The sequence below is a fragment of the Solirubrobacter ginsenosidimutans genome, assembly GCF_027587205.1.
The window spans coordinates 118,359-137,529 of sequence record NZ_JAPDOD010000024.1 but is presented as its reverse complement, the minus strand read 5'-3'; the positions used below and the strand labels follow the sequence as shown (position 1 = coordinate 137,529).

Genomic DNA, 19,171 nt, shown 5'->3' with positions numbered 1-19,171 from the left:
AGTACCAAGCTTTGTCACAGAAGTCCTTTGCCGAACTCGGCCTGTCGCAGCCTGTCGTGGGCGCGCTCGCCGACCGAGGCATCACCAATCCCTTCGCCATCCAGGCGCTCGTCATCGAGGACGTCCTCGATGGGGTCGACGTGCTCGCCAAGAGCCCCACGGGCTCGGGCAAGACGATCGCCTTCGCCGCGCCGATCATCGACGTGCTCGACCCGAAGGTCCGCAAGATCTCCGCGCTCATCCTCGCGCCGACGCGTGAGCTCGTGAGCCAGATCGTCGAGGAGTCGCGGCCGATGGCCGAGGCCCGCGGCATCAACGTCGCCGCCGTCTACGGCGGCGTCGGCTTCGAGAAGCAGACCAAGAACGCCCGTGCGGCCCACATCGTCGTGGCCACGCCGGGTCGCCTCGAGGACCTGCTCCAGCGCCGCTCGATCTCGCTCTCGAACGTCGAGATCCTCGTCCTGGACGAGGCCGACCGCATGCTCGACATGGGCTTCCGCCCCGCCGTCGACCGCATCGTCCGCCAGGTCCCGCAGGATCGCCAGACCCTCTTCTTCTCGGCCACGCTCGACGGCGAGGTCGGCCGCATCGCGTCCGACTACACGCAGGACGCGGTCCGCCACGAGCACCGCCCGCCGGCCGAGCACAAGGCCGAGATCGAGCACCGCTTCCGCGCCGTGGACCGCGACACGCGCATCCGCGCGCTGGTCGAGGAGCTCCGCGCCGAGGACCGCGACCTCGCCCTCGTCTTCGTGCGCACCAAGCGCGGCGCCGACCGGTTGGTCAAGCGGCTGGGCAACGAAGGCGTCCGCGCCGTCGCCATGCACGGCAACAAGTCCCAGAACCAGCGTGAGCGCGCCCTGGCCGAGTTCGGCTCGGGCAAGGTCGACACCCTCGTCGCCACCGACGTCGCCGCCCGCGGCATCGACGTCACCGGCATCTCGCACGTGATCAACTTCGACGCCCCGGACGACCGCGAGTCCTACGTCCACCGCATCGGCCGCACCGGCCGCGCGGGCAAGACGGGCATCGGCATCACGTTCGTCGAGGCCGAACAGGCCCGCGACGTCGGCAAGATCGCCGCCGCCCTGAGCCTGCACCACCAGTTCGAGCGCGCGGGCCTCGCCCCGGCCACCGCCCGCCCCCACACCACGGCGCCCAGCCCCGGCGCCCGCCGCCGCCGCACCCGCGGCAACGGCGGCCGCCCCCGCACCACCCGCTAGCGCGGAACGGGCGCGGCTCCGGCCGCGCCCCTACTACGACTTGCCGGCGTTCGCGGAGACGTAGTCCGCGATCTGCTTGATCTGCGCGTCGGTCAGCTTGCCCTTGAAGGAGGGCATCGCACCGCCGCCGCTGTTGACCTGGCGCGTGACGAGGTCCGGGCCCGGCCGCAGCTGGTCGAGGTTCGGGCCGACCTGGCCCGTGGCGCCCGCGGCGGCCAAGGTGTGGCAGCTGGAGCAGTTGTCGGTGAAGAGCTGCTTCCCGCCGGAGTCGGAGGCGGGCGCGGGCGTGTTGGATTCCCCGCTCGAGCCGCCGCACCCGGCGACGAAGGCGACGAGGACCGCAGCAAGGGATAGACGGAGCTTCACGCGCGCACTGTACCTCGCGTCAACCTCCGTCTACATTAGGCAGCGCATGCGCACGCCCCGTGCACTCCTGGTCATTCTCGGCTGCGCCGCGCTGGTGCTCGCCGCTGTGCAGGGGCTGACAGGGATGCAGGAGCTCGTGTTCTACGGCGGGCCGATCCTGCTGTTGTTCGGGCTGCTGCTCAGCGGGCGCTTCATCGGCGAGGACGCGATCCTCGCCCGGCGCCGGAAGGAGCCGGTCCGGCTGCGGCCGCTCGCGCGGCGCTGGTCGCCCGTGCTCGAGCGCCCGCTCGGCTCGCTGCTGGAGCGCAGCACGCGGCAGCTTCGTGGACCGCCGGTCGCGGCGCTTCACCTCGCCTAGACCGTCTTTCCTCCCAGCACATGTAAGGAGGTCCCCTTGCGGACCCTCGCCTTCGGCGCCGCGGTCGTCGCGCTCCTGCTCAGCGCGCCCGTGGCCCTCGCCCACCAGGGCAATCCCCACTACCGCTCGCTCGTCACGTCGGTCACGCCCGCCGTCAAGGGCGTCGACGTCTCGGTCCTGAACTTCGATGACCGGCTGCTCATGCACAACACGAGCGGTCAGGACATCACGATCCTGGACTACCAGAACAAGCCGTACGCGCAGCTGCTCAAGGACGGCACGGTCCAGGTCAACACGAACTCCGAGGCGTATTACCTCAACGAGGATCGCCTGGGCGAGACGTCGGTGCCGAAGGGCCTCGGCAGCGAGCCCAAGTGGAAGCAGCTCTCGCGCAGCTCGCGCTTTGAATGGCACGACCATCGTGCGCACTGGATGGGCAAGAGCGACCCGCCCAACCTCAAGGACAAGAGCGTCAAGACCAAGATCGACAACTGGACCGTGCCGATCCAGGTCGCCGGCGACAAGGGCACCATCGCCGGCACGCTGACGTGGGTCCCGCTCGACGAGGGCGGCCTGCCGGTCGGCGCGATCTTCGCCTTCGCCGCGCTGCTGATCGCCCTGTCGATCGCCGTCTTCATCATCCGCCGGCGCCGTGCCGACGGCGACGGCGACGGCGGCGGAGACGGCGGCGCCCCGCAGAAGAAGAAGGAGGTCGTGGAGGCGTGGTGAGAGCGATCGCGCTGGCGCTCGTCGCGCTCGCGCTGCTGCCCGCCTCCGCCCTCGCCCACGCGACGCTGCAACAGACCGTCCCGCAACGCGGGGCCAAGCTGGACAAGCCGCCCGCCGAGGTCACGTTCCGCTTCGACGAATCGGTCGAGGCGAGCTTCGGCGCGCTGCGGATCTTCGACTCCAAAGGCCAGGAGGTCCAGACCGGCAAGGCGTTCCACCCGGGCGGCAAGGGCGCCGACATCGCGGTCAAGCTCAAGCCCGGCCTCGGCGACGGCACCTACACGGCCACCTACCGGGTCGTCTCCGCCGACGGCCACGTCGTCTCCTCCGGCTTCGTCTTCACCGTCGGCGAGGCGTCCGCGCCGTCGGAGTCGCTCGATCAGCTCCTCGCCACCGGCAGCAAGTCGGGCAAGATCACCACCGCCGCGCTGGGCGTCGCCCGCGCGCTGCAGTACGCCGCGATCGCGCTCGGCCTCGGCACGCTGATCTTCTTCCTCGCGTGCTGGCGCCGCCTCGGCGTCACCTCGCGGCCGTTCATCGCCAAGCTCGAGCGACTCCTGCTGGTCGCGGGGATCCTGGGTGTCGTCTCCGCCGTCGCCGCGCTCGCGCTTCAGGGCGCCGTCGGCGAGGGCGCCACGTTCTGGTCCGCCGCCCGCCCGGACACGATCAAAGAGGTCCTCGGGACCCGCTTCGGCCGCGCGTGGGGCATCGGCGCCGCGCTCTGGATCATCGCGCTGATCGTCCTCGCGACGAAGCCGCTGCGGCCGCGCGGCGAGCCACGCGTCGTCGACCCGCCACCTGAGGGCGAGCCCGCGCTGGTCCTGGCGGGCGGCGCCGCCTCGGCCCGCGGGACGGCGCCGAGCGGCGCCGCGGCCACCATCCCCGCGCCGGCCCGCGCGGCCGTGCCCGTCTCCACGCCGCACCTCGTCGCCCTCTCGGTCCCGCTGTTCGCCCTCGTGCTGCTGCCGAGCTTCGGCGGCCACACGAGCGTGCAGTCGCCGGTGGCGATCCTGCTCCCCGCGAACCTGCTGCACGTGCTCGCGATGAGCGCGTGGCTCGGCGGGATCGCGGTGCTCGTGTTCGCGCTGCGGGCCGCGACCGCGGAGCTCGAGCCCGATCAGCGGACGCCGCTGCTCGCGGGCGTCGTCGGGCGCTTCAGCGCGATCGCCAGCATCGCGCTGCCCGTGCTGCTGCTCTCCGGCGTCGTCCAGGCGATCGTCGAGGTCCGCAGCTTCCCGGCGCTGCTGGACAGCGCCTTCGGCCGCGCCGTCCTGATCAAGGTCATGGTCGCGGTCGCGATCATCGCGCTGGGCTACATCAACCGCCAGGAGATCCTGCCCGAGCTGCGCAAGGCGGCCGCGGATGACTCCACGCCCGGCAAGGCGGGCGTCCTGCTGCGGCGCACGTTGCGCCTTGAGTTCCTGCTCGGCCTGACGGCGATCGCCGTCACGGGCGCGCTCTCGAGTTATGCGCCGTCGGTCGCGGAGTCCAGCGGCCCGTACGCCACGACCGCGATCATCGGGCCCGCACGGCTGGAGGTCACCGTCGACCCCGCGAAGGTCGGCCCCAACCAGCTGCACCTGTACCTCTTCGATCGCAAGACCGGCGCCGCGTTCGAGCAGACGAAGGAGCTCGACGTGACCGCCGCGATGCCGTCCAAGAACGTGCCGCCGCTGACGCTGAACTCGCACGTCGCCGGCCCCGGCCACTACGTCGTCGACGGCGCGACCCTGTCCGTGAAGGGCAAATGGATCATCTCGGTCACCGACCGCGTGTCGGACTTCGACCAGTACCAGACCCGCTTCACCGTTCCGATCCAATGAGCGCAGGGAGGACCCACATGCTCAAGACCGCACTGCTCACCACCGCCGCCCTCGCGCTCGTCGTCCCGGCTGCAGCCGACGCCCACGTCACCGTCCAGCCGAACACGGCCGCCGCGGGCAGCTTCACCCGCCTCGACGTCCGCGTCCCCAACGAGCGCGACGACGCCAGCACCAACAAGATCGTCGTCCAGTTCCCCGAGGGCTTCGCGGACGCCTCCTTCGAGGCCAATCCGGGGTGGGACATCAAGGTGACCAAGAAGAAGCTCGCCAAACCGGTCCAGACCGACGACGGCGAGGTCACCGAGGGCGTCAACACGATCACGTGGACGGCGAAGTCCGCCGCCGACGCGATCCCGCCGGGCGGCTTCGAGGACTTCGGCCTCTCGGTCCAGATCCCCGGCAAGGCCGGCGACACGCTGACCTTCAAGGCCCTGCAGACCTACTCCAACAAGGAAGTCGTCCGCTGGATCGGCGCGGAGAGCTCCGACAACCCGGCCCCGACCGTGTCGGTCACCGCCGCGGCCGACGAGTCCGGCGCGGCTCCCGCCGCCACTCCCGCGGCCACTCAGGCCGCCGCCACGGCCACGCCGGCGGCGTCCAGCAGCGACGATGGCGGCTCGTCCAACGGCCTCGCGATCGTGGCGCTGATCGTGGGCGCGCTCGGCCTGATCGTGGGCGTGTTCGGCGTCATGTCCGGACGCCGCGCCAAGAGCCTGGCGTAGCGCGTCGCGTCAGGCCCCCGCTCGGTGCGTGCTCAGCGCACCGAGCGGCGCAGGATCACGAAGCAGATCGCCGCGATGATCAGCGAGACGATCGGCCAGAAGGCGCCGAGGCTCGTCACGATCGCGAGCAGAATGCCCGCGACGCCGATCAAACCGAAGGTCCCCGTCGCCAGGACGAGGCGATAGGCGCGCTTTTCGCGCTGCTTTCGGGTCATGCGGGATCCGCCGCGGCGCTCGAGGTCGCTCATCTCTTTCATGATGCCACGCCCACCCGCGCGCTGGACGGCGTTCGGTGGCTAGCCCCAGTAGCCGGCGGCATCATTACGATCCTCACCGATGAGCGACCCGCTCCGATCGCTCGCCGATGCCGCCCGCGCGGTCACGGCGGCCGCGACCGACGACGACGTGCTGGCGATCGTCGCCAAGGCGGCGCGGGACGTGATCGGCGCGCGTCAGGGCGTCGCCCGCCGCGACTCCAACGGCGGTCCGGCGGGTCCGCGTCTGGTCACGCCGCTGATCGCCCGCGACGGGACGAGCCTCGGCATGATCGAGCTGTGGGACAAGGACACGGACTTCACGCCCGAGGACGAGGCGATCGTGATCCAGCTCGCGCAGATGGCGGCCAACGCGATCGAGACGCTGGAGCTGCTCAAGCGCGAGCACGCGGCGCGCGTGGAGGCCGAGGAGACGGGCCGGCGACTGCTGCGCGAGAAGCAGCGCGCGGAGGCGCTCCAGCGGGTCGGCAGCGCGATCGCAGGGCGACTGGACCTGCGCGAGATCGTCCAGCTCGCCACCGATGCGGCCCGCGAGCTCACCCCCGCCGCGTTCGGCGCCTTCTTCTACAACGTGATCTCCGACGCCGGCGAGGCGTACATGCTCTACACGCTGTCGGGCGTCGACCGCAGCGCCTTCGAGCGCTTCCCGATGCCGCGCAACACCGAGATCTTCGGCCCCACGTTCAATGGTGAGGGCGTCGTCCGGCTCGACGACGTGCGCAAGGACCCCCGCTACGGCCGCAGCGCGCCGTACCACGGCATGCCGGAGGGTCACCTGCCCGTGCGCAGCTACCTCGCCGTGCCGGTCGTCACGTCCGACGGCGAGGTCGCGGGCGGGCTCTTCTTCGGCCATCCGGAGCCCGGCATGTTCTCCGACGAGGACGAGCACATGGTCGCCGGAATCGCGGCGCAGTCGGCGATCGCGATCGAGAACGCGCGCCTGTACCAGGAGCGCACCCGCACCGCGCAGACGCTGCAGCGCGCGCTGCTCCCGCCCCACCTGCCGCAGATCGCGGGCCTGGAGCTCGCCGCCAGCTACCGAGCGGCGGGCGAGGGGAACGAGGTCGGCGGCGACTTCTACGACGTCTTCCGCCAGAGCGACGGAAGCTGGGCGCTGGTCGTCGGGGACGTCTGCGGCAAGGGCCCGCAGGCCGCCGCGGTCACCGCGCTCGCCCGCTACACGCTGCGCGCGCACGCCGTCGCCGGGCTGCGCCCGAGCTACCTGCTCGCCCGCCTCAACGACGCGCTCCTGCGCCAGCGCGCCCCCGGCTTCGTGACCGTCGCCCTCGCCCGCCTCGAGTTCAACGACGAAGGGGCGCGGATCGAGCTGACCACGGCGGGGCATCCGCTGCCGATCGCCTGGATCGGTGGCCACGCCACACCGCTCGGGGACGTCGGCACGCCGCTGGGCATCATCGAGCGGCCGGACCTGCCCGAGGTGGCGCTCCAGCTCGCTCCCGGCGACCTGCTGGCCTTTTACACCGACGGCGTCACCGAGGCCGCCGCGCCGCGGCTCATCCTCACCGAGGAGGACCTCGGGGCTCTGGTCGCCGAGCGCGCCGCCGGCGGCCCCGGCCCGGTCGTCGCCCACCTCGAGGCCACCGCGGTCGCCAACGCGGGCGGCAACCCCCGCGACGACATCGCCTGCCTCGCCGTGCAGGTCACCGCCAGGCCGCGCGTGTCCGAGCGCTTCGCGGCGACCCCGCACGCCGCGCGCGACGTCGCCGCCGCGCTCGCGCCGCTCGCCGAGGAGCTCGGCCCGCGCCTCGCGCAGGACCTGCGGCTGCTGGCGACGGAGCTGGTCGCCAACGCCGTCCGCCACACCGGCGTCGCCGCCGGAACGGTCGAGATCCAGCTGCGGCTGACGGCCGACCGGGTCCATCTGAGCGTGCTCGACGAGGGCACCGGCTTCGAGCTGCCCGAGCGGCCGGTCGCCGCGCCCGAGGGTCCCGGCGGCTGGGGCCTCTACCTCGTCGACCGCTGCGCGGTGCGCTGGGGCGCGGAGCGGGGAGAGCGCCACCGGATGTGGCTGGAACTGGAGCGCGCCGATGACGCCTGAGTCCACGACCGTCGTGCCGGTGCGCGGCGAGGTGACGTTCTCCAACGTGCGCGGCTTCGACCGCGAGCTCGACCAGGCCTTCGCCGCGGGTGCCCACAACCTCGTGGTCGATCTGACCGACGTCACGTTCATCGACTCCTCCGGTCTCTCGTCGCTGCTCACCGCGTCCGCCCGCGCCCGCAAGCACGGTGGGCGCGTCGCGCTGGTGCTGGCGCAGGGAGAGCCGCCGTCGATCTTCCGCTTCCGCGGTGTGGACCGGCTGCTGGCGCTCTACGCGAGCCGCGAAGCCGCGCTCGAAGACCTGGCCGCTTAGTCGACCGGCGGCCGGCACATCTTGGCCCGCTGGCCACACGGGCACCGGCGTCGCCGCGCGACCCTTGCACGCAGTGCCCCAGATCGGTCTCGTCCTGCCCGGCGGGGGCGCGCGCGGCGCCTATGAGGCGGGCGCGCTGTCCGTGCTGATCCCCGCCTTGGAGGCGCGCGGCGAGCGGGTCGAGATCGTGTGCGGGACGAGCGTCGGCGGGATCAACGCGGCGGTCGCGGGCGCGGTCGCGGCCAAGCCGGCGGCCGAGCAGGCGGAGACGTTCCTCGAGCACTGGCGCTCGGTGCGCAAGTCGAGCGTGATCTCACCGGTGATCGGCGTCGGGACGGGCCTGGGGCTGCTGCGGCTGGCGGGCGAGGTGCTCGAGCTGCCTGGGATGCGCGCGGCGTCGGTGCTCGATCCCTCGCCGCTGGCGCGCAGCCTGGAGCGCTGGATCGACTGGGATGCGCTGCACGCCAACGTCGCCTGCGGCCTGATGCACGCGGTCTGCGTCGTCGCGACGTCGCTCGAGCGCGGGCTGCCCGTCGGGTTCGTCGAGAGCGCGGCCGCGCCGCCGCGGTCGGATCGCGAGATCCACTACGTGCACACCCGCCTGGAGGGCCAGCACGTGCGCGCGTCGGCGGCGATTCCGATGCTGTTCCCGCCGGTCGAGGTGACCGCGCCGCTCGGCGCCAGCGGCCACTACGTCGACGGCGCGACCCGCCTGAACGCGCCGATCGCCCCTGCTCTCGCGCTCGGCGCGGAGCGGGTGATCGTCGTCGGCTACGAGCCGCTCGCGGCGGAACGTCCCGCGGCGGTGCCGGGTCGCCTCCCACGGCTGGCCGACGTCGCCGCCAACGCCCTCGACGGGCTGCTGCTGGACCAGGTCGCCCACGACGTCCGCCGGATGCTCGCGGTCAATGCCTTCTTCGCCGAGTCGCCCACCACCGGCACCTCGCGCGCCGCCCGCGCCTACCGCGAGGCCCACGGCCGTCCGCCGTATCGCCGGATCTCCTACGCGCTGGTGGCGCCGTCGCGTCGCGGGGAGATCGGCGCGCTGGCCGAGGCGGTCTTCCAGGAGCGCTACGGCGGTCTGCGCGGGTTGCGCTCCCCCGACTTCGCGCTGCTGGCCCGGCTGCTGGGCGGCGGCCGCGCGCAGTCGCGCGGCGAGCTGCTCTCGTTCGTGCTCTTCGACGAGGTCTTCATCGAGCGCCTGCTGCAGGCCGGACGCGCCGACGCCAAGCGCTGGCTCGCCGACCATCCCGGCTTCTGGTCGGCCGACGCCGCCGCCGCAGGCTTCGAGACCGCCGATCAGTCCACGGACACGATCGCCCTCGACGAGTTCCGCGCGTTGAGGAGACGCTAGCTGCGCGCCGGATGAGCTAGATTTCCCTCCCGATGGCACCACTGCTCGCCGATTACGCGCTGAACGTCACGCTCGTCTCGCTGTTCATCTGGGTCGTGCTCTTCCCCGTGCTCGTCCAGGGCCTGATCGTCTACGCGATCATCCAGGCCAGGGGCGAGAAGCGCGAGAACGACCTCGCGCGCACGCACCGGGACTGAGTTAGGACGCGGTGAACCGCTCGGCGACCACGTAGGTCTCGCCGAGCTCGAGCAGGCAAAGGCCTCCGCGGCCCGGGCCCGTCTGCGTGAGCCGCGTGGAGACGCCGTGCGCCTCCGCCACCTCGGCGTAGCGCCGCAGCAGCGTGACCGGGCCGTTGGCGAGCTGGCCGAAGCCCAGCTCGAGCAGCGCCTCGACGCCGAGGAACGCGTTCACGACGGACTCGAAGCTGACGTAGCGGCCCGCGAGCTCCTCGTGCGCGGCGCGCAGCGCGTGGGCGAGCCGCGACGGGTCCTCAGCGCGGCCGCGGAACGACAGCCCGCCGAAGTCGTCGGTGTAGGGCAGCAGGCCGGGATGCTCGGTGTGCAGCCCGGCGCGGTGGAAGCGGCTGCTGGACGCGACCCAGCGCACGACGCCGTCGGCGCGGATCGTCCGATCCCACACGCGGCGGCCGGAGCCGGCCAGGCGCACGCTGAGCGTGAGCCCGTCGCCGGTGCGGTCGGTGCCGACGATCGCGCCGAGCGCGTCGAGCTGCTCGTCGGCCAACAGCGCCGGGAGGTCTCCCAGCTCGCTGTGCCGCACGCCCTCCCAGTGCTTGATGTCGGCGCGCGGCGCCTCGCTCGGCCCGGGCCAGATCTGCAGGCGGTAGGCGTCCGGCGCGTTCTCGTCCGGGCGCTCCCACGTGGCCGCGGCGCTCAGGTTGCGTCCGCTCCAGCGCGCCCGGTAGGCGCCGGGCGCGATGCCGACGGTCACCTCGTCGATCCCCGCCGACGCCAGCGCGAGCTTGCCGGACGGCACGGTCAGCGAGAACTCCGTGACGTGGTCCCACGCGTCGAGGTCCAGCGGCGGCCGGCCGCCCCAGCCCTCCACCCGCAGCGGCACGAAGAAGTTCGCGCTGCGCGGCATCCGCATGTCGACCTCGGCCTCGCTCCAGTGGCTCTCCGCGTCGACCACGTACAGGTGACCGTGGTCGTACGCGAACTCGAGATCGGTGGCCCAGGCGGTCACGGGCCGAAAGGTAGGCCGCTTTCGCTCAGTTCGACAGTCGTTCGAGTAGGTCCGCGAACTCGCCCGTCGCGTCGACGGCCTCCAGGCGCCCGTCGCGCAGCCAGTACAGGCGGGTGCTGACGGGCTCGCCCTGCTCGGCGGCGGAGCGGGTGAGCTCCAGCATCGGCTCGATCACACCGCGCACGCGCGCGTCGCGGATCGGGTGCGCGAGCACGGCGTGGTGGGTCGGGACGGCGACGAGCGTGCCGTAGGGCGCCGCCGGCGGGTCGAACTCGTCCGCCCACAGCGCGTGGGTGGCGGTGAAGAACGACTGCCCGTGCAGCACGAAGAGCGGGGCGACGTCGTCGCCGAGCTGCACCTCGTGACGGTCGAGCTGGAGCCCCGGCTCGGTGCGCACGCGGGTGAGCGCGGCGATGAACGAGCGCTCGTCGCCCCAGTCCTCCGGGACGAACATCACGCCGCCGGGAAGGTCGAACGCGAGCATCACGTTGAGGTCCTCGCCCATCAGGCAGGCCTTGATCGGGATGTCGAGGTTGTCGAAGAGCTCCGCCGCGCCCACGCGGGCGTCCGGCGAAGCGTCCGGGAGGCGGGGCATCACCCGCGCGACGATCTCTCCGGTGCGCGACCGGTCGAGCGCGTCCAGCAGCTCGTCGTAGCGCTCGTCGTCGGCGGTCGCGAGCGCCTCCAGGAACCGGTCGACGTCGCCGTCGTCCGGAAGGGTCCGCGCGAGCGCGAGTAGATCCTCCATCGGGGTCAGGTTAGGGGTCGGGTTCAGGGTCCTCACTCATGTGGTGACCGCGCGGCTACCGGAGCATCGTCCGCATGCCCGCCACCTCGACCCTCGCCTTCTTCGCGGCCGCCACGATGGCGCTGCTGTTGATCCCCGGCCCGTCGGTGCTGTTCATCGTCGCGCGGACGCTCGAGCACGGCCGCCGGGGCGGACTCGTGTCGATGCTCGGCGTGGAGAGCGGGGCGCTGTTGCACGTGCTCGCCGCGACCGCCGGGCTCTCCGCGCTCGTCACCGCCTCTCCGCACGCGCTGCTGGCGGTCAAGCTCGCGGGCGCGGCGTACCTGCTCGTGCTGGGTGTGCGGGCGTTGCGGGGCGGCGTCGGGGAGGCGGGTGCGACGCGCGGATCCTCGCGCCGGCTCTTCCGCCAGGGCGTCCTGGTGGACGCGCTGAACCCGAAGACCGCGATGTTCTTCCTCGCGTTCCTGCCGCAGTTCATCGACCCGGCCGCGGGCTCGGTCGCGCTGCAGACGCTCGTACTGGGGCTGTGCTTCGTCATGCTGGCGACGCTCAGCGACGGCGCCTACGCGCTGCTCGCGGCGGCGGTGGCGGCGCGGGCCCGGCGGGGAACGCGGCTGAAGCGGGTGAGCGGCGTGGCCTACCTGGGCCTCGGCGCCTTCACCGCGCTCTCGCCGGGCTGATCAGCCGACGCGATGGACCTTCTTGCCGTTCGCGCTGGCCGAGAAGTGGGTGCCGTCGTCGAAGTACAACTGCCACTCGTCCTTGCCGAGGATGTGGATTAGGACCAGGTAGCTGACGCTCGACGGCCTGCGGCCCGTGCGCTTGGTCGCGGTCTTGATGATCCGGCTGGGCGCGACGCTGTTGACCTTGATCGTGCCGGTGCCGCCGCCCGTGGCCGGCGTCGAGACGTCGTTGACCTCACCGCCGGCGTCGACCTGGACGACGTGCAGCTTGCCCTTGACGATCACGTTGGCGTTGATGCGGTCGGGAGCCAGGCGCAGCAGCTGCAGGTCGCCGGCGGGGAGCTTGGCGAGCGCGGCCTTCAGCGCGGCGGACTGCGTCAGCGACGTGCCGGGGGAGGACGGCGAGTTGCTCGTGCTCGTCGGATCGTTCTTGGTCGCCTGCTCGATCGAGTTCGAGAAGTTGTTGAGCGCGTCGTTGCCGGCATTGAACGCCGTGGTGGCGCCGCCGATGGCGACCGCGACGAAGCCGATGATCACGAGCGGCACGATGATCCCGCGCGCACGGCGCCGGCGGCGGCGCGTGTAGCTCGCCTGCGGGCCGGGCGTCCAGGCGGGTGCGCCGCCGGTGCCGGCGTCGCCGCCGGTCAGCGGCTCGCCCGCGGTCATCGTCGGGCCCGGCGTCGAGACCGAGGCCGGCTGCGGGGTCGGCGTCACCGGGGTCGGGGTCGGGGTTCCCGCTGAACTGCTCCAGCCCAAACCGGCGAGCGGATCCTCGCCCTTCTCACGTCCGAACGCGTCACGCTCACCCATACCCATGATCCTCGGCGCGCGAGGCGCCGTCGTCAACCACCTTCCGGAGTGAACCGCGTCACCCGACCCTGTACCTTCGCGCTCAAATGCGCAAGCTCCAGAGCCAGGGTGTGCACCACATCACGATCGTCGGGGCCGACCGCCAGACGTCGATCGACTTCTGGGAAGGCGTGCTCGGGATGCCGTTCATCTTCGAGCAGCCCAACCTCGACAACGCCGCCGAGAGCCACCTCTACTTCGACCCGGGCGACGGCCGCCTGATCACGATCTTCACCAACGAGGACCGCACCGGCACCCCGGACCGCACCCCCACCGACCCGGGCTGCGTCCACCACATCGCCTTCGCCCTCTCCAACGCGACCTTCCGCCAGGCGGTCGAGCGCCTCGACGAGCGCGGCATCGACCACAGCGGCGTCAAGGACCGCGGGTTCATGGACTCGATCTACTTCAAGGACCCGCTCGGCCTGCTGATCGAGCTCGCCTCCTACCGCTTCGAGCCCCCCGCCGGCCACACCCACGCCGACGTCCTGTTCGAGGCGCACAAGCTCCGCGTCGACCAGGGCGACCGCAACATCCTGCCGATCCACGTCGCCGACGCGATCGAGAACCTCGTCCTGCGCTCCCGCGGCACCCTCTCGGAGAACCGCGCCCCGGCGAACCCGTACTCGTTCCCGTCGCCATAGCCGACCGTGCGCGTTTGAGGGCCCGTGCGCGGGTCTTGATCAGGTTCGCGCTCGCGACGCGAGCGTCGAGTTTCTCGCGCTCTGCTCACGAAAGTCGACGCTCGCTCACCATCCCACGTGCCGCGTTGCCGTGGGCGGGGTGATCGGCGCGCGTGCGAACGCGCTTTCTGGCTCCGTAGCCCGTCCCGAGAAACACGAAAGCCGCCTGGCGAGAGGCGGCTTTCGAATAGCGGGGGCAGGATTCGAACCTGCGACCTTCGGGTTATGAGCCCGACGAGCTACCTGGCTGCTCCACCCCGCGGCGGACAGAAGACAATAGCAGCGGGTTAACGGCCTTCAAGGCGGGGAAGCTCGATGGCGGGGCACCGGTTCATCACGACGCGGAGGCCCGCCGCGCGGGCTCGTTCGGCGGCGTCGTGGTCGATCACCCCGAGTTGCATCCAGACCGCCTTGGCGCCGATCGCGATCGCCTCGTCGACGTGGCGCGAGACGGCGGAGGAGCGGCGGAACAGGTCGACGACCTCGATGCCCTCGTCGGCCGCCAGGGCGGGGTGACAGCGCTCGCCGAGGACCTCGTCGCACGCCGGGTTCACGGGGATCACGCGGTAGCCGCGGGCCTTGAGCAGCGCGGCGATCCGATGGGAGTCCCGCAACGGCGAGGGCGAGCACCCGACCACCGCCCATGTGCGGTACTCGGTCAGGACGTGGCGGATGTCGTCGTCCATCGTCGGACCAGTGTGCCGAGGTGGCATGCTTCGCCGCGGCATGAGCCATGTCGTCGTGACCGGCGCGGGGCAGGGTCTTGGCCGGGCGATCGCGCTGGCCTTCGCCGGCGAGGGCGCGCGCGTGACGCTCGCCGCGCGGACGCCCGAGCGGCTCGAGGCCGTCGCCGCCGAGGTGCGCGCCGCGGGAGGAGAGGCGCTCGCGCTGCCGACCGACGTGGGCGATGTCGAGGCCGTGGAACGCCTCGCCACGACCGCCGTCGAGCGCTGGGGCGCTCCCGACGCGGTCGTGACGGCCGCGGGGGTGGCAGGACCGACCGTCCCGCTGTGGGAGCTCGCGCCGGAGGACTGGGACGCGACCGTGCGCGCGAACCTCACCGGCGTGTTCCTGACCTGCCGGGCGTTCCTGCCGTCGATGACCGCGCGCGGCAGCGGGAGCGTCGTCGTGATCGGCTCGATGACCGGCAAGCGCCCGCTGCCCGGCCGCACGCCGTATGCCGCGTCCAAGACCGGGCTGATCGGCCTCGTCCGCACCCTCGCGTGGGATGCCGGCGGGTCGGGCGTGCGCGTCAACCTCGTCTCGCCGGGACCGGTCGACGGCGAGCGCCTCGAGCGCGTCCTCCGTGCCCAAGGCCCCGAAGGCCGCGAGCGCTTTCTCTCCGCGTCGCCCTTGCGCCGGTTCGCGACGCCCGAGGACGTCGCGAACGCGGTGCGCTTTCTCTGCTCGGACGCAGCTGCGGCAATCACCGGCGAGGACCTCAACGTGTCCGCCGGCTCGGTGATGTACTGACCTCGGCGCTCCTACCCGACCTTGAACTTCACGATCGGGCCTTCCTGGAGGCAGTCGTCGATGCCGTTCTCGCACTGGATGCGGTGGGCCTGCCAGTAGTAGGTGCCCGGGGTGTTGAGCCAGAAGCCGTCGTAGTCGAAGAACTTGGGCTTGTACTGGAAGACGCCGCCCTTCTTCTTGGCCTGGCCGATCGACTCGTCGTCGCAGATGACGCCGTCGGAGTCCTTCTTCTTGGACTTGCAGACGTGGACCCAGACCTGGCCCGCGCCTTTGACGCGCATCTTGAACGTGGGTGAGATCCCGACCGGGACGGTGGAGCCACTCTTCGGGGACAGCGGCGTGATGCCGCTCGCACCGAGCGCCGGGGAGGCAAGCGCGAGCACGAGGCCGGTGACGAGCACACCGGCGAGGGAGCGAAGGGTCATTGGCCGACCCTAACCGCCATGATTCGCCCTGTGGGAAAGGTCTTGATCACGCGCGCATTCCCCTTTGCCGCGCTGAAACGACTGGAAGCCGAGCACGAGGTCGACCTCTGGGACGACAACGCGCCGCCGCCGCGCGACGTCCTGCTCGAGCGCGCCGCGAACGCCGACGCGCTGCTGACGATCATCACCGAGAAGGTCGACGCGGAGCTCTTCGATGCCGCCCCGTCGGTCAAGGCCGTCGCCAACCTCGCGGTCGGAACCGACAACATCGACCTCGAGGAAGCGGCGAAGCGCGGCATCGCCGTGGGCAACACGCCGGGCGTGCTGACCGACGCGACGGCGGACATCGCGTTCGCGCTGCTGCTCAACCTCGCCCGCCGCGTCAGCGAGGGCGAGCGCCAGGTCCGCGACGGCGAATGGGCGCCCTGGTACCCGACGCACATGATCGGCGGCGACACCGCCGGCATGACGCTCGGCATCGTCGGCTGGGGCCGCATCGGCCAGGCGATGGCGCGCCGTGGCGAGGGCTTCGGCATGAACGTCATCCACAGCTCGCGCTCGTCGGGCGTCCCGCTCGAGGAGCTGCTCGAGGAGGCCGACTACGTCTCGCTGCACACGCCGCTGACCGCCGAGACCCGGCACCTGATGGGCGCGGCCGAGTTCAAGCGGATGAAGCCCGGCGCCTACCTGATCAACACCGCGCGCGGCGGCGTGGTCGACCAGGTGGCGCTGCGCGAGGCGCTCTCGAGCGGGGAGATCGCCGGCGCCGGCCTCGACGTCACCGTGCCCGAGCCGCTCCCGCCCGACGACCCGCTGCTCAGCGCACCGAACCTGCTCGTGGTGCCGCACGTCGGCAGCGCGACGATCCGCACCCGCTCGCGCATGGCGGACATGGCGGTCGACAACCTGCTCGCGGCGCTGGCCGGCCGGCCGATGCCGCACCCGGCGTCGTGAGCCGGGTCGCCGCGGTCGACATCGGCACCAATTCCACCCGCCTGCTGATCGCCGAGGGCGACCAGGAACGCGCCCGCGCCTCGATCGTCACCCGCCTCGGCGAGGGCGTGGACCGCAGCGGGACGCTCAGCGACGCCGCCCAGCAGCGCGTCCTCGACGTGCTGGCCGGCTTCAGGGCCACCATCGAAGAGCACCGGTGCGAGCACGCGGCGGCCGCCATGACCTCCGCCGTCCGCGACGCGGCCAACGGCGGCGCCTTCGCCGCCCGCGTCGAGGAGGCGCTCGGCTTCGCCCCGCGCATCCTCAGCGGCGACGAGGAGGCCCGCCTGACCTACGCCGGCGCGACCTACGGCCGCGACGGCGATTTTCTCGTCATCGACATCGGCGGCGGGTCCACGGAGCTCGTCCTCGGCGGCACCGGCTTCCATGTCTCGACGCAGATCGGCGTGGTCCGGCATTCCGAACGACATCTGCACAGCGACCCGCCGACCGCCGCCGAGCTCGAAAACCTCACGCGCGACGTCCACGAGATTCTCATGGCGCACGTCCCGGTGCGTTTGCGTGAGATCCGGGTGAACGCGATCGCCGTGGCGGGAACGCCGACCCAGTCCGCGGCCATCGATCTCGGCCTGGACGAGTACGACCCGAACCGCGTCGAAGGCCACATCCTGACGGCGTCACGCCTGCGCGAACTGCTCGTGCAAACTGCTGGCCTGAAGCTCGCGGAACGGCGTGGAATAACGGGTCTCGACCCCGAACGCGCCTCCGTGATCGTCGCCGGCATCGCGATCCTGCTAGAAGTGATCGATTGCTTCGATCTCGATCAGGTTGAAGCCTCCGAGCACGACATCCTTTGGGGTCTCGCACGCTCAACCACAGAGGGAACCTGAAGTCAAGGATTTAGCGGTCAGCCGGTGGACATGTGTTCGATTGCTCCGCTGACTGCCGAAGGTGGAGAATCACGCCTGTCGGAAGGGCGGTCGTGCCTCCCGCCGCCGTCCTCTGACACATAGGTCCGGGCGATGCCGCATCATCGGCGCCTCCCGCCGCCTGGACCACTCAATAGGCCCCTCAAGGCACGTACCCCTGCCCGTCCTGACGGGGCCACTTGGTAGCCGCCCGCCCCCGCCGCGGGCGGCGCCTTTTAAGGACCCCGACCCGGCCCTGCCGGGTCGGGTCCGTTGACCCGCATCCCCTCCGCAGGACCGAGGGTAAGCACGCGAGCCCGAGTTGGGCGAAATCTTCTCAGGCCAGGTTCGAGGAGCGTGGGTACGCGACGGACGGGTCCGTGAGGACGTTCACCAGCGCCGGCGCGCCGCTCGCGAACGCCCGCTCCAGCGCCGGTCGGAGCTCATCCGGCGTACGGACGAGCTCCCCGTGCCCGCCGAGCGCGGCCGCGACCTCGTCGTAGCGCGTCTCGGGCCGCAGGTCGGCGGCGACCGACCACCCGCCGTAGAGGTACTCCATCGGGTGCTTCTCGAGCGCCCAGATCCCGTTGTTGCCCATCACCCCGACGACGGCGACGCCGTGGCGCGCGAGCGTGTCGTACTCCATCCCGTGAAAGCCGAACGCGCCGTCGCCGAGCAGCAGCACGACCTGCCGGCCGGGATGGGCGAGCTTGGCCGCCAGCGCGTATCCCGGCCCGCTCCCGAGGCACCCGTACGGCCCCGGGTCCAGCCAGCAGCCCGGTGCGTACGAATCGACGACACGGCCCGCGTAGGACACGAAGTCGCCGCCGTCGCCGATCACGATCGCGTCGCGGTCCAGCAGCTTCGCGAGCTCGCCGTAGACCCGCATCGGGTGCAGCGGCGCGCGCGGGTCCTCGAGCTCGGCCCGCTCGGCCTCGCGCCGCGCGGTCTCGAGCTCGCGCAGCTTCGCGACCCACCCCTTGGTGTCCGGCCCGGTCCCGCTCAACCCGTGAAGCGTCGACGTCAGATCGCCGTAGAGCTCGGCCGCGACCTCGCGCGGGTGCTCGCGCGCCGGCTCCGCGACGTCGATCGCGACGATCTCGCAGTCGGGCGCGAAGGCCGCGCCGAAGCCGAGCCGGAAGTCCATCGGCACACCCACGACGAGCGCGACGTCGGCCTCGCCCAGCGCGGTCTTGCGCGCCCGTGAGAAGGCCAGTTCATGGTCGGCGGGCACGCACCCGCGCGCGAGGCCGTTCAGGAACACCGGGATCCCGCGCGCCTCGGCGAGCGCCTGGAGCGCGTTCTCCCCGCGGCCCCAGTAGAGGTTCGTGCCGGCCATGATCACCGGGCGGTCGGCGTCGTCGAGCAGTGCCAGCGCACGCTCGACCGCTGCGCCGTCGGCCAGCGTCGCGCGCGGAGCCGCGACCTCGACGATCTCCGGCGCGTCGGCCTCCATGAAGACCACGTCGAGCGGGAAGTCCACGAACGCCGGGCCGGTGTGCGGCCGGCGCGCGACGGCGAACGCCTCATCCACGAGGCCGGGGATCTCCGGCGTCGCTCCCGCGGTGGCGGCGAGCTTGACGACCGGGCGCACGAACGGCACGTGGTCGATCTCCTGCAGCGAGCCCTGACCCCAGCGGAACGCCGGCGCACGCCCGCCGAGCACGACGATCGGCGAGTGGTTCTGCAGCGCGGACGCCATTCCGCTCATCCCGTTCGTGATCCCCGGGCCCGCGGTCAGCGCGGCCACGCCGGGCTCGCGGGTGACCTTCGCCCAGCCCTCGGCGGCGAACGTCGCGGTGGCCTCGTGGCGGACGTCGACGATCCCGATGCCCTCGTGGCGGCAGCCCTCGTAGATCGAGAACAGGTGGCCACCGGACAACGTGAACAGGCGGCTCACGCCCTGCGCCTTCAGACGCTGGGCGATCAGGCGGCCGCCGTGGTGGCGGGTCGGCTCATCAGTCATGACCGCGCGGAATCTATCCCCCCCGCCCGGGGGGTCGCGCCGCCCACGACCGGTGCC

22 protein-coding genes and 1 tRNA gene are annotated in these 19,171 nt (G+C 72.0%); 14 read left to right on the top strand and 9 right to left on the bottom strand.

The annotated features are described in order from the left end of the window. Positions 1–11 precede the first annotated feature (11 nt). A complete protein-coding gene (locus OM076_RS24220) occupies positions 12–1,223 on the top strand; it encodes a DEAD/DEAH box helicase (RefSeq protein ID WP_270042664.1) in 1,212 nt (403 codons plus the stop codon). A 33-nt stretch (positions 1,224–1,256) separates the two neighbouring features. Here the strand turns inward: OM076_RS24220 and OM076_RS24215 are convergent, their stop codons facing one another. Next, entirely contained in the window at positions 1,257–1,589 is a 333-nt protein-coding gene (locus OM076_RS24215) for a c-type cytochrome (protein ID WP_270042663.1), read from the bottom strand. 46 nt (positions 1,590–1,635) lie between these two features. Here OM076_RS24215 and OM076_RS24210 point away from each other — a divergent pair, with 46 nt between their 5' ends. Genes OM076_RS24210 through OM076_RS24195 form a run of 4 tightly spaced genes read left to right on the top strand, consistent with a single transcriptional unit; the run spans position 1,636 to position 5,221 of the window. Then, a complete protein-coding gene (locus OM076_RS24210) occupies positions 1,636–1,947 on the top strand; it encodes a hypothetical protein (RefSeq protein WP_270042662.1) in 312 nt (103 codons plus the stop codon). 36 nt (positions 1,948–1,983) lie between these two features. Then, positions 1,984–2,676, top strand: coding sequence for a hypothetical protein (locus OM076_RS24205; protein ID WP_270042661.1), 693 nt, complete (start codon positions 1,984–1,986; stop codon positions 2,674–2,676). After that, complete coding sequence (locus OM076_RS24200; RefSeq protein ID WP_270042659.1) at positions 2,673–4,499, top strand: copper resistance CopC/CopD family protein; 1,827 nt, start codon at positions 2,673–2,675, stop codon at positions 4,497–4,499. The genes OM076_RS24205 and OM076_RS24200 overlap by 4 nt, the downstream gene beginning before the upstream one ends. Then, positions 4,496–5,221, top strand: coding sequence for a YcnI family protein (locus OM076_RS24195; RefSeq protein WP_270042658.1), 726 nt, complete (start codon positions 4,496–4,498; stop codon positions 5,219–5,221). Before OM076_RS24200 ends, OM076_RS24195 begins: the two co-directional genes overlap by 4 nt. A 32-nt stretch (positions 5,222–5,253) precedes the next feature. Here OM076_RS24195 and OM076_RS24190 read toward each other — a convergent pair whose 3' ends face one another. Then, positions 5,254–5,469, bottom strand: a complete 216-nt coding sequence (locus OM076_RS24190; protein ID WP_270042657.1) for a hypothetical protein — start codon at positions 5,467–5,469, stop codon at positions 5,254–5,256. 88 nt (positions 5,470–5,557) lie between these two features. On the opposite strand from OM076_RS24190, the gene OM076_RS24185 reads away from it, so the two are divergent. The 4 genes from OM076_RS24185 (at position 5,558) to OM076_RS24170 (ending at position 9,419) form a co-directional block, all read left to right on the top strand. Continuing rightward, a complete protein-coding gene (locus OM076_RS24185) occupies positions 5,558–7,555 on the top strand; it encodes an ATP-binding SpoIIE family protein phosphatase (protein WP_270042656.1) in 1,998 nt (665 codons plus the stop codon). Beyond that, positions 7,545–7,868, top strand: coding sequence for an STAS domain-containing protein (locus OM076_RS24180; protein ID WP_270042655.1), 324 nt, complete (start codon positions 7,545–7,547; stop codon positions 7,866–7,868). The genes OM076_RS24185 and OM076_RS24180 overlap by 11 nt, the downstream gene beginning before the upstream one ends. 73 nt (positions 7,869–7,941) lie before the next feature. Beyond that, a complete protein-coding gene (locus OM076_RS24175) occupies positions 7,942–9,222 on the top strand; it encodes a patatin-like phospholipase family protein (protein ID WP_270042654.1) in 1,281 nt (426 codons plus the stop codon). A gap of 32 nt (positions 9,223–9,254) precedes the next feature. Beyond that, a complete protein-coding gene (locus tag OM076_RS24170) occupies positions 9,255–9,419 on the top strand; it encodes a hypothetical protein (protein WP_270042653.1) in 165 nt (54 codons plus the stop codon). 1 nt (position 9,420) lies between these two features. Here the strand turns inward: OM076_RS24170 and OM076_RS24165 are convergent, their stop codons facing one another. Further along, on the bottom strand, positions 9,421–10,425 hold the full coding sequence (locus tag OM076_RS24165) for a hypothetical protein (protein WP_270042652.1): 1,005 nt from the start codon (positions 10,423–10,425) through the stop codon (positions 9,421–9,423). A gap of 25 nt (positions 10,426–10,450) precedes the next feature. Then, the gene (locus tag OM076_RS24160) at positions 10,451–11,173 is read right to left on the bottom strand and encodes a hypothetical protein (protein WP_270042651.1); all 723 of its coding nucleotides are present in this window, start codon (positions 11,171–11,173) and stop codon (positions 10,451–10,453) included. Positions 11,174–11,247: 74 nt separating this feature from the next. On the opposite strand from OM076_RS24160, the gene OM076_RS24155 reads away from it, so the two are divergent. Further along, a complete protein-coding gene (locus OM076_RS24155) occupies positions 11,248–11,853 on the top strand; it encodes a LysE family translocator (RefSeq protein WP_270042650.1) in 606 nt (201 codons plus the stop codon). Here the strand turns inward: OM076_RS24155 and OM076_RS24150 are convergent, their stop codons facing one another. Continuing rightward, on the bottom strand, positions 11,854–12,666 hold the full coding sequence (locus tag OM076_RS24150) for a hypothetical protein (protein WP_270042649.1): 813 nt from the start codon (positions 12,664–12,666) through the stop codon (positions 11,854–11,856). An 86-nt stretch (positions 12,667–12,752) separates the two neighbouring features. Here OM076_RS24150 and OM076_RS24145 point away from each other — a divergent pair, with 86 nt between their 5' ends. Next, the gene (locus OM076_RS24145) at positions 12,753–13,349 is read left to right on the top strand and encodes a VOC family protein (protein ID WP_270042648.1); all 597 of its coding nucleotides are present in this window, start codon (positions 12,753–12,755) and stop codon (positions 13,347–13,349) included. Between the two features lie 227 nt (positions 13,350–13,576). Here the strand turns inward: OM076_RS24145 and OM076_RS24140 are convergent. Together OM076_RS24140 and OM076_RS24135 are read right to left on the bottom strand one after the other, a co-directional pair. Further along, positions 13,577–13,650, bottom strand: a tRNA-Met gene (locus OM076_RS24140). Positions 13,651–13,675: 25 nt separating this feature from the next. After that, positions 13,676–14,074 carry a CoA-binding protein gene (locus OM076_RS24135; RefSeq protein ID WP_270042647.1) on the bottom strand — a complete coding sequence of 133 codons (399 nt, stop codon included), beginning with the start codon at positions 14,072–14,074 and terminating at the stop codon, positions 13,676–13,678. Positions 14,075–14,114: 40 nt separating this feature from the next. Here OM076_RS24135 and OM076_RS24130 point away from each other — a divergent pair, with 40 nt between their 5' ends. Beyond that, positions 14,115–14,861 (top strand): SDR family NAD(P)-dependent oxidoreductase, encoded by a 747-nt coding sequence (locus OM076_RS24130; RefSeq protein WP_270042646.1) that lies wholly within the window; start codon positions 14,115–14,117, stop codon positions 14,859–14,861. A gap of 11 nt (positions 14,862–14,872) precedes the next feature. Here OM076_RS24130 and OM076_RS24125 read toward each other — a convergent pair whose 3' ends face one another. Further along, positions 14,873–15,286 (bottom strand): hypothetical protein, encoded by a 414-nt coding sequence (locus OM076_RS24125; protein ID WP_270042645.1) that lies wholly within the window; start codon positions 15,284–15,286, stop codon positions 14,873–14,875. Positions 15,287–15,316: 30 nt separating this feature from the next. Between OM076_RS24125 and OM076_RS24120 the strand changes: the two genes are divergently transcribed. Both OM076_RS24120 and OM076_RS24115 read left to right on the top strand, forming a co-directional pair. Then, positions 15,317–16,240: a 2-hydroxyacid dehydrogenase gene (locus tag OM076_RS24120; RefSeq protein WP_270042644.1), complete on the top strand. Its 924-nt coding sequence runs from the start codon at positions 15,317–15,319 to the stop codon at positions 16,238–16,240. Next, complete coding sequence (locus tag OM076_RS24115) at positions 16,237–17,130, top strand: Ppx/GppA phosphatase family protein (RefSeq protein ID WP_270042643.1); 894 nt, start codon at positions 16,237–16,239, stop codon at positions 17,128–17,130. Before OM076_RS24120 ends, OM076_RS24115 begins: the two co-directional genes overlap by 4 nt. Before the next feature lie 355 nt (positions 17,131–17,485). Here OM076_RS24115 and OM076_RS24110 read toward each other — a convergent pair whose 3' ends face one another. Then, the gene (locus OM076_RS24110) at positions 17,486–19,114 is read right to left on the bottom strand and encodes an acetolactate synthase (protein WP_270042642.1); all 1,629 of its coding nucleotides are present in this window, start codon (positions 19,112–19,114) and stop codon (positions 17,486–17,488) included. Positions 19,115–19,171 lie beyond the last annotated feature (57 nt).

What these genes read in the sequence shown, in the direction of transcription:
- OM076_RS24135 (WP_270042647.1), bottom strand. Translation starts at nt 14,074, where the DNA reads ATGGACGACGACATCCGCCACGTCCTGACCGAGTACCGCACATGGGCG.
- OM076_RS24160 (WP_270042651.1), bottom strand. Translation starts at nt 11,173, where the DNA reads ATGGAGGATCTACTCGCGCTCGCGCGGACCCTTCCGGACGACGGCGAC.
- OM076_RS24185 (WP_270042656.1), top strand. Translation starts at nt 5,558, where the DNA reads ATGAGCGACCCGCTCCGATCGCTCGCCGATGCCGCCCGCGCGGTCACG.
- OM076_RS24155 (WP_270042650.1), top strand. Translation starts at nt 11,248, where the DNA reads ATGCCCGCCACCTCGACCCTCGCCTTCTTCGCGGCCGCCACGATGGCG.
- OM076_RS24210 (WP_270042662.1), top strand. Translation starts at nt 1,636, where the DNA reads ATGCGCACGCCCCGTGCACTCCTGGTCATTCTCGGCTGCGCCGCGCTG.
- OM076_RS24125 (WP_270042645.1), bottom strand. Translation starts at nt 15,286, where the DNA reads ATGACCCTTCGCTCCCTCGCCGGTGTGCTCGTCACCGGCCTCGTGCTC.
- OM076_RS24130 (WP_270042646.1), top strand. Translation starts at nt 14,115, where the DNA reads ATGAGCCATGTCGTCGTGACCGGCGCGGGGCAGGGTCTTGGCCGGGCG.
- OM076_RS24145 (WP_270042648.1), top strand. Translation starts at nt 12,753, where the DNA reads ATGCGCAAGCTCCAGAGCCAGGGTGTGCACCACATCACGATCGTCGGG.
- OM076_RS24170 (WP_270042653.1), top strand. Translation starts at nt 9,255, where the DNA reads ATGGCACCACTGCTCGCCGATTACGCGCTGAACGTCACGCTCGTCTCG.
- OM076_RS24190 (WP_270042657.1), bottom strand. Translation starts at nt 5,469, where the DNA reads ATGAGCGACCTCGAGCGCCGCGGCGGATCCCGCATGACCCGAAAGCAG.
- OM076_RS24195 (WP_270042658.1), top strand. Translation starts at nt 4,496, where the DNA reads ATGAGCGCAGGGAGGACCCACATGCTCAAGACCGCACTGCTCACCACC.
- OM076_RS24150 (WP_270042649.1), bottom strand. Translation starts at nt 12,666, where the DNA reads ATGGGTGAGCGTGACGCGTTCGGACGTGAGAAGGGCGAGGATCCGCTC.
- OM076_RS24110 (WP_270042642.1), bottom strand. Translation starts at nt 19,114, where the DNA reads ATGACTGATGAGCCGACCCGCCACCACGGCGGCCGCCTGATCGCCCAG.
- OM076_RS24180 (WP_270042655.1), top strand. Translation starts at nt 7,545, where the DNA reads ATGACGCCTGAGTCCACGACCGTCGTGCCGGTGCGCGGCGAGGTGACG.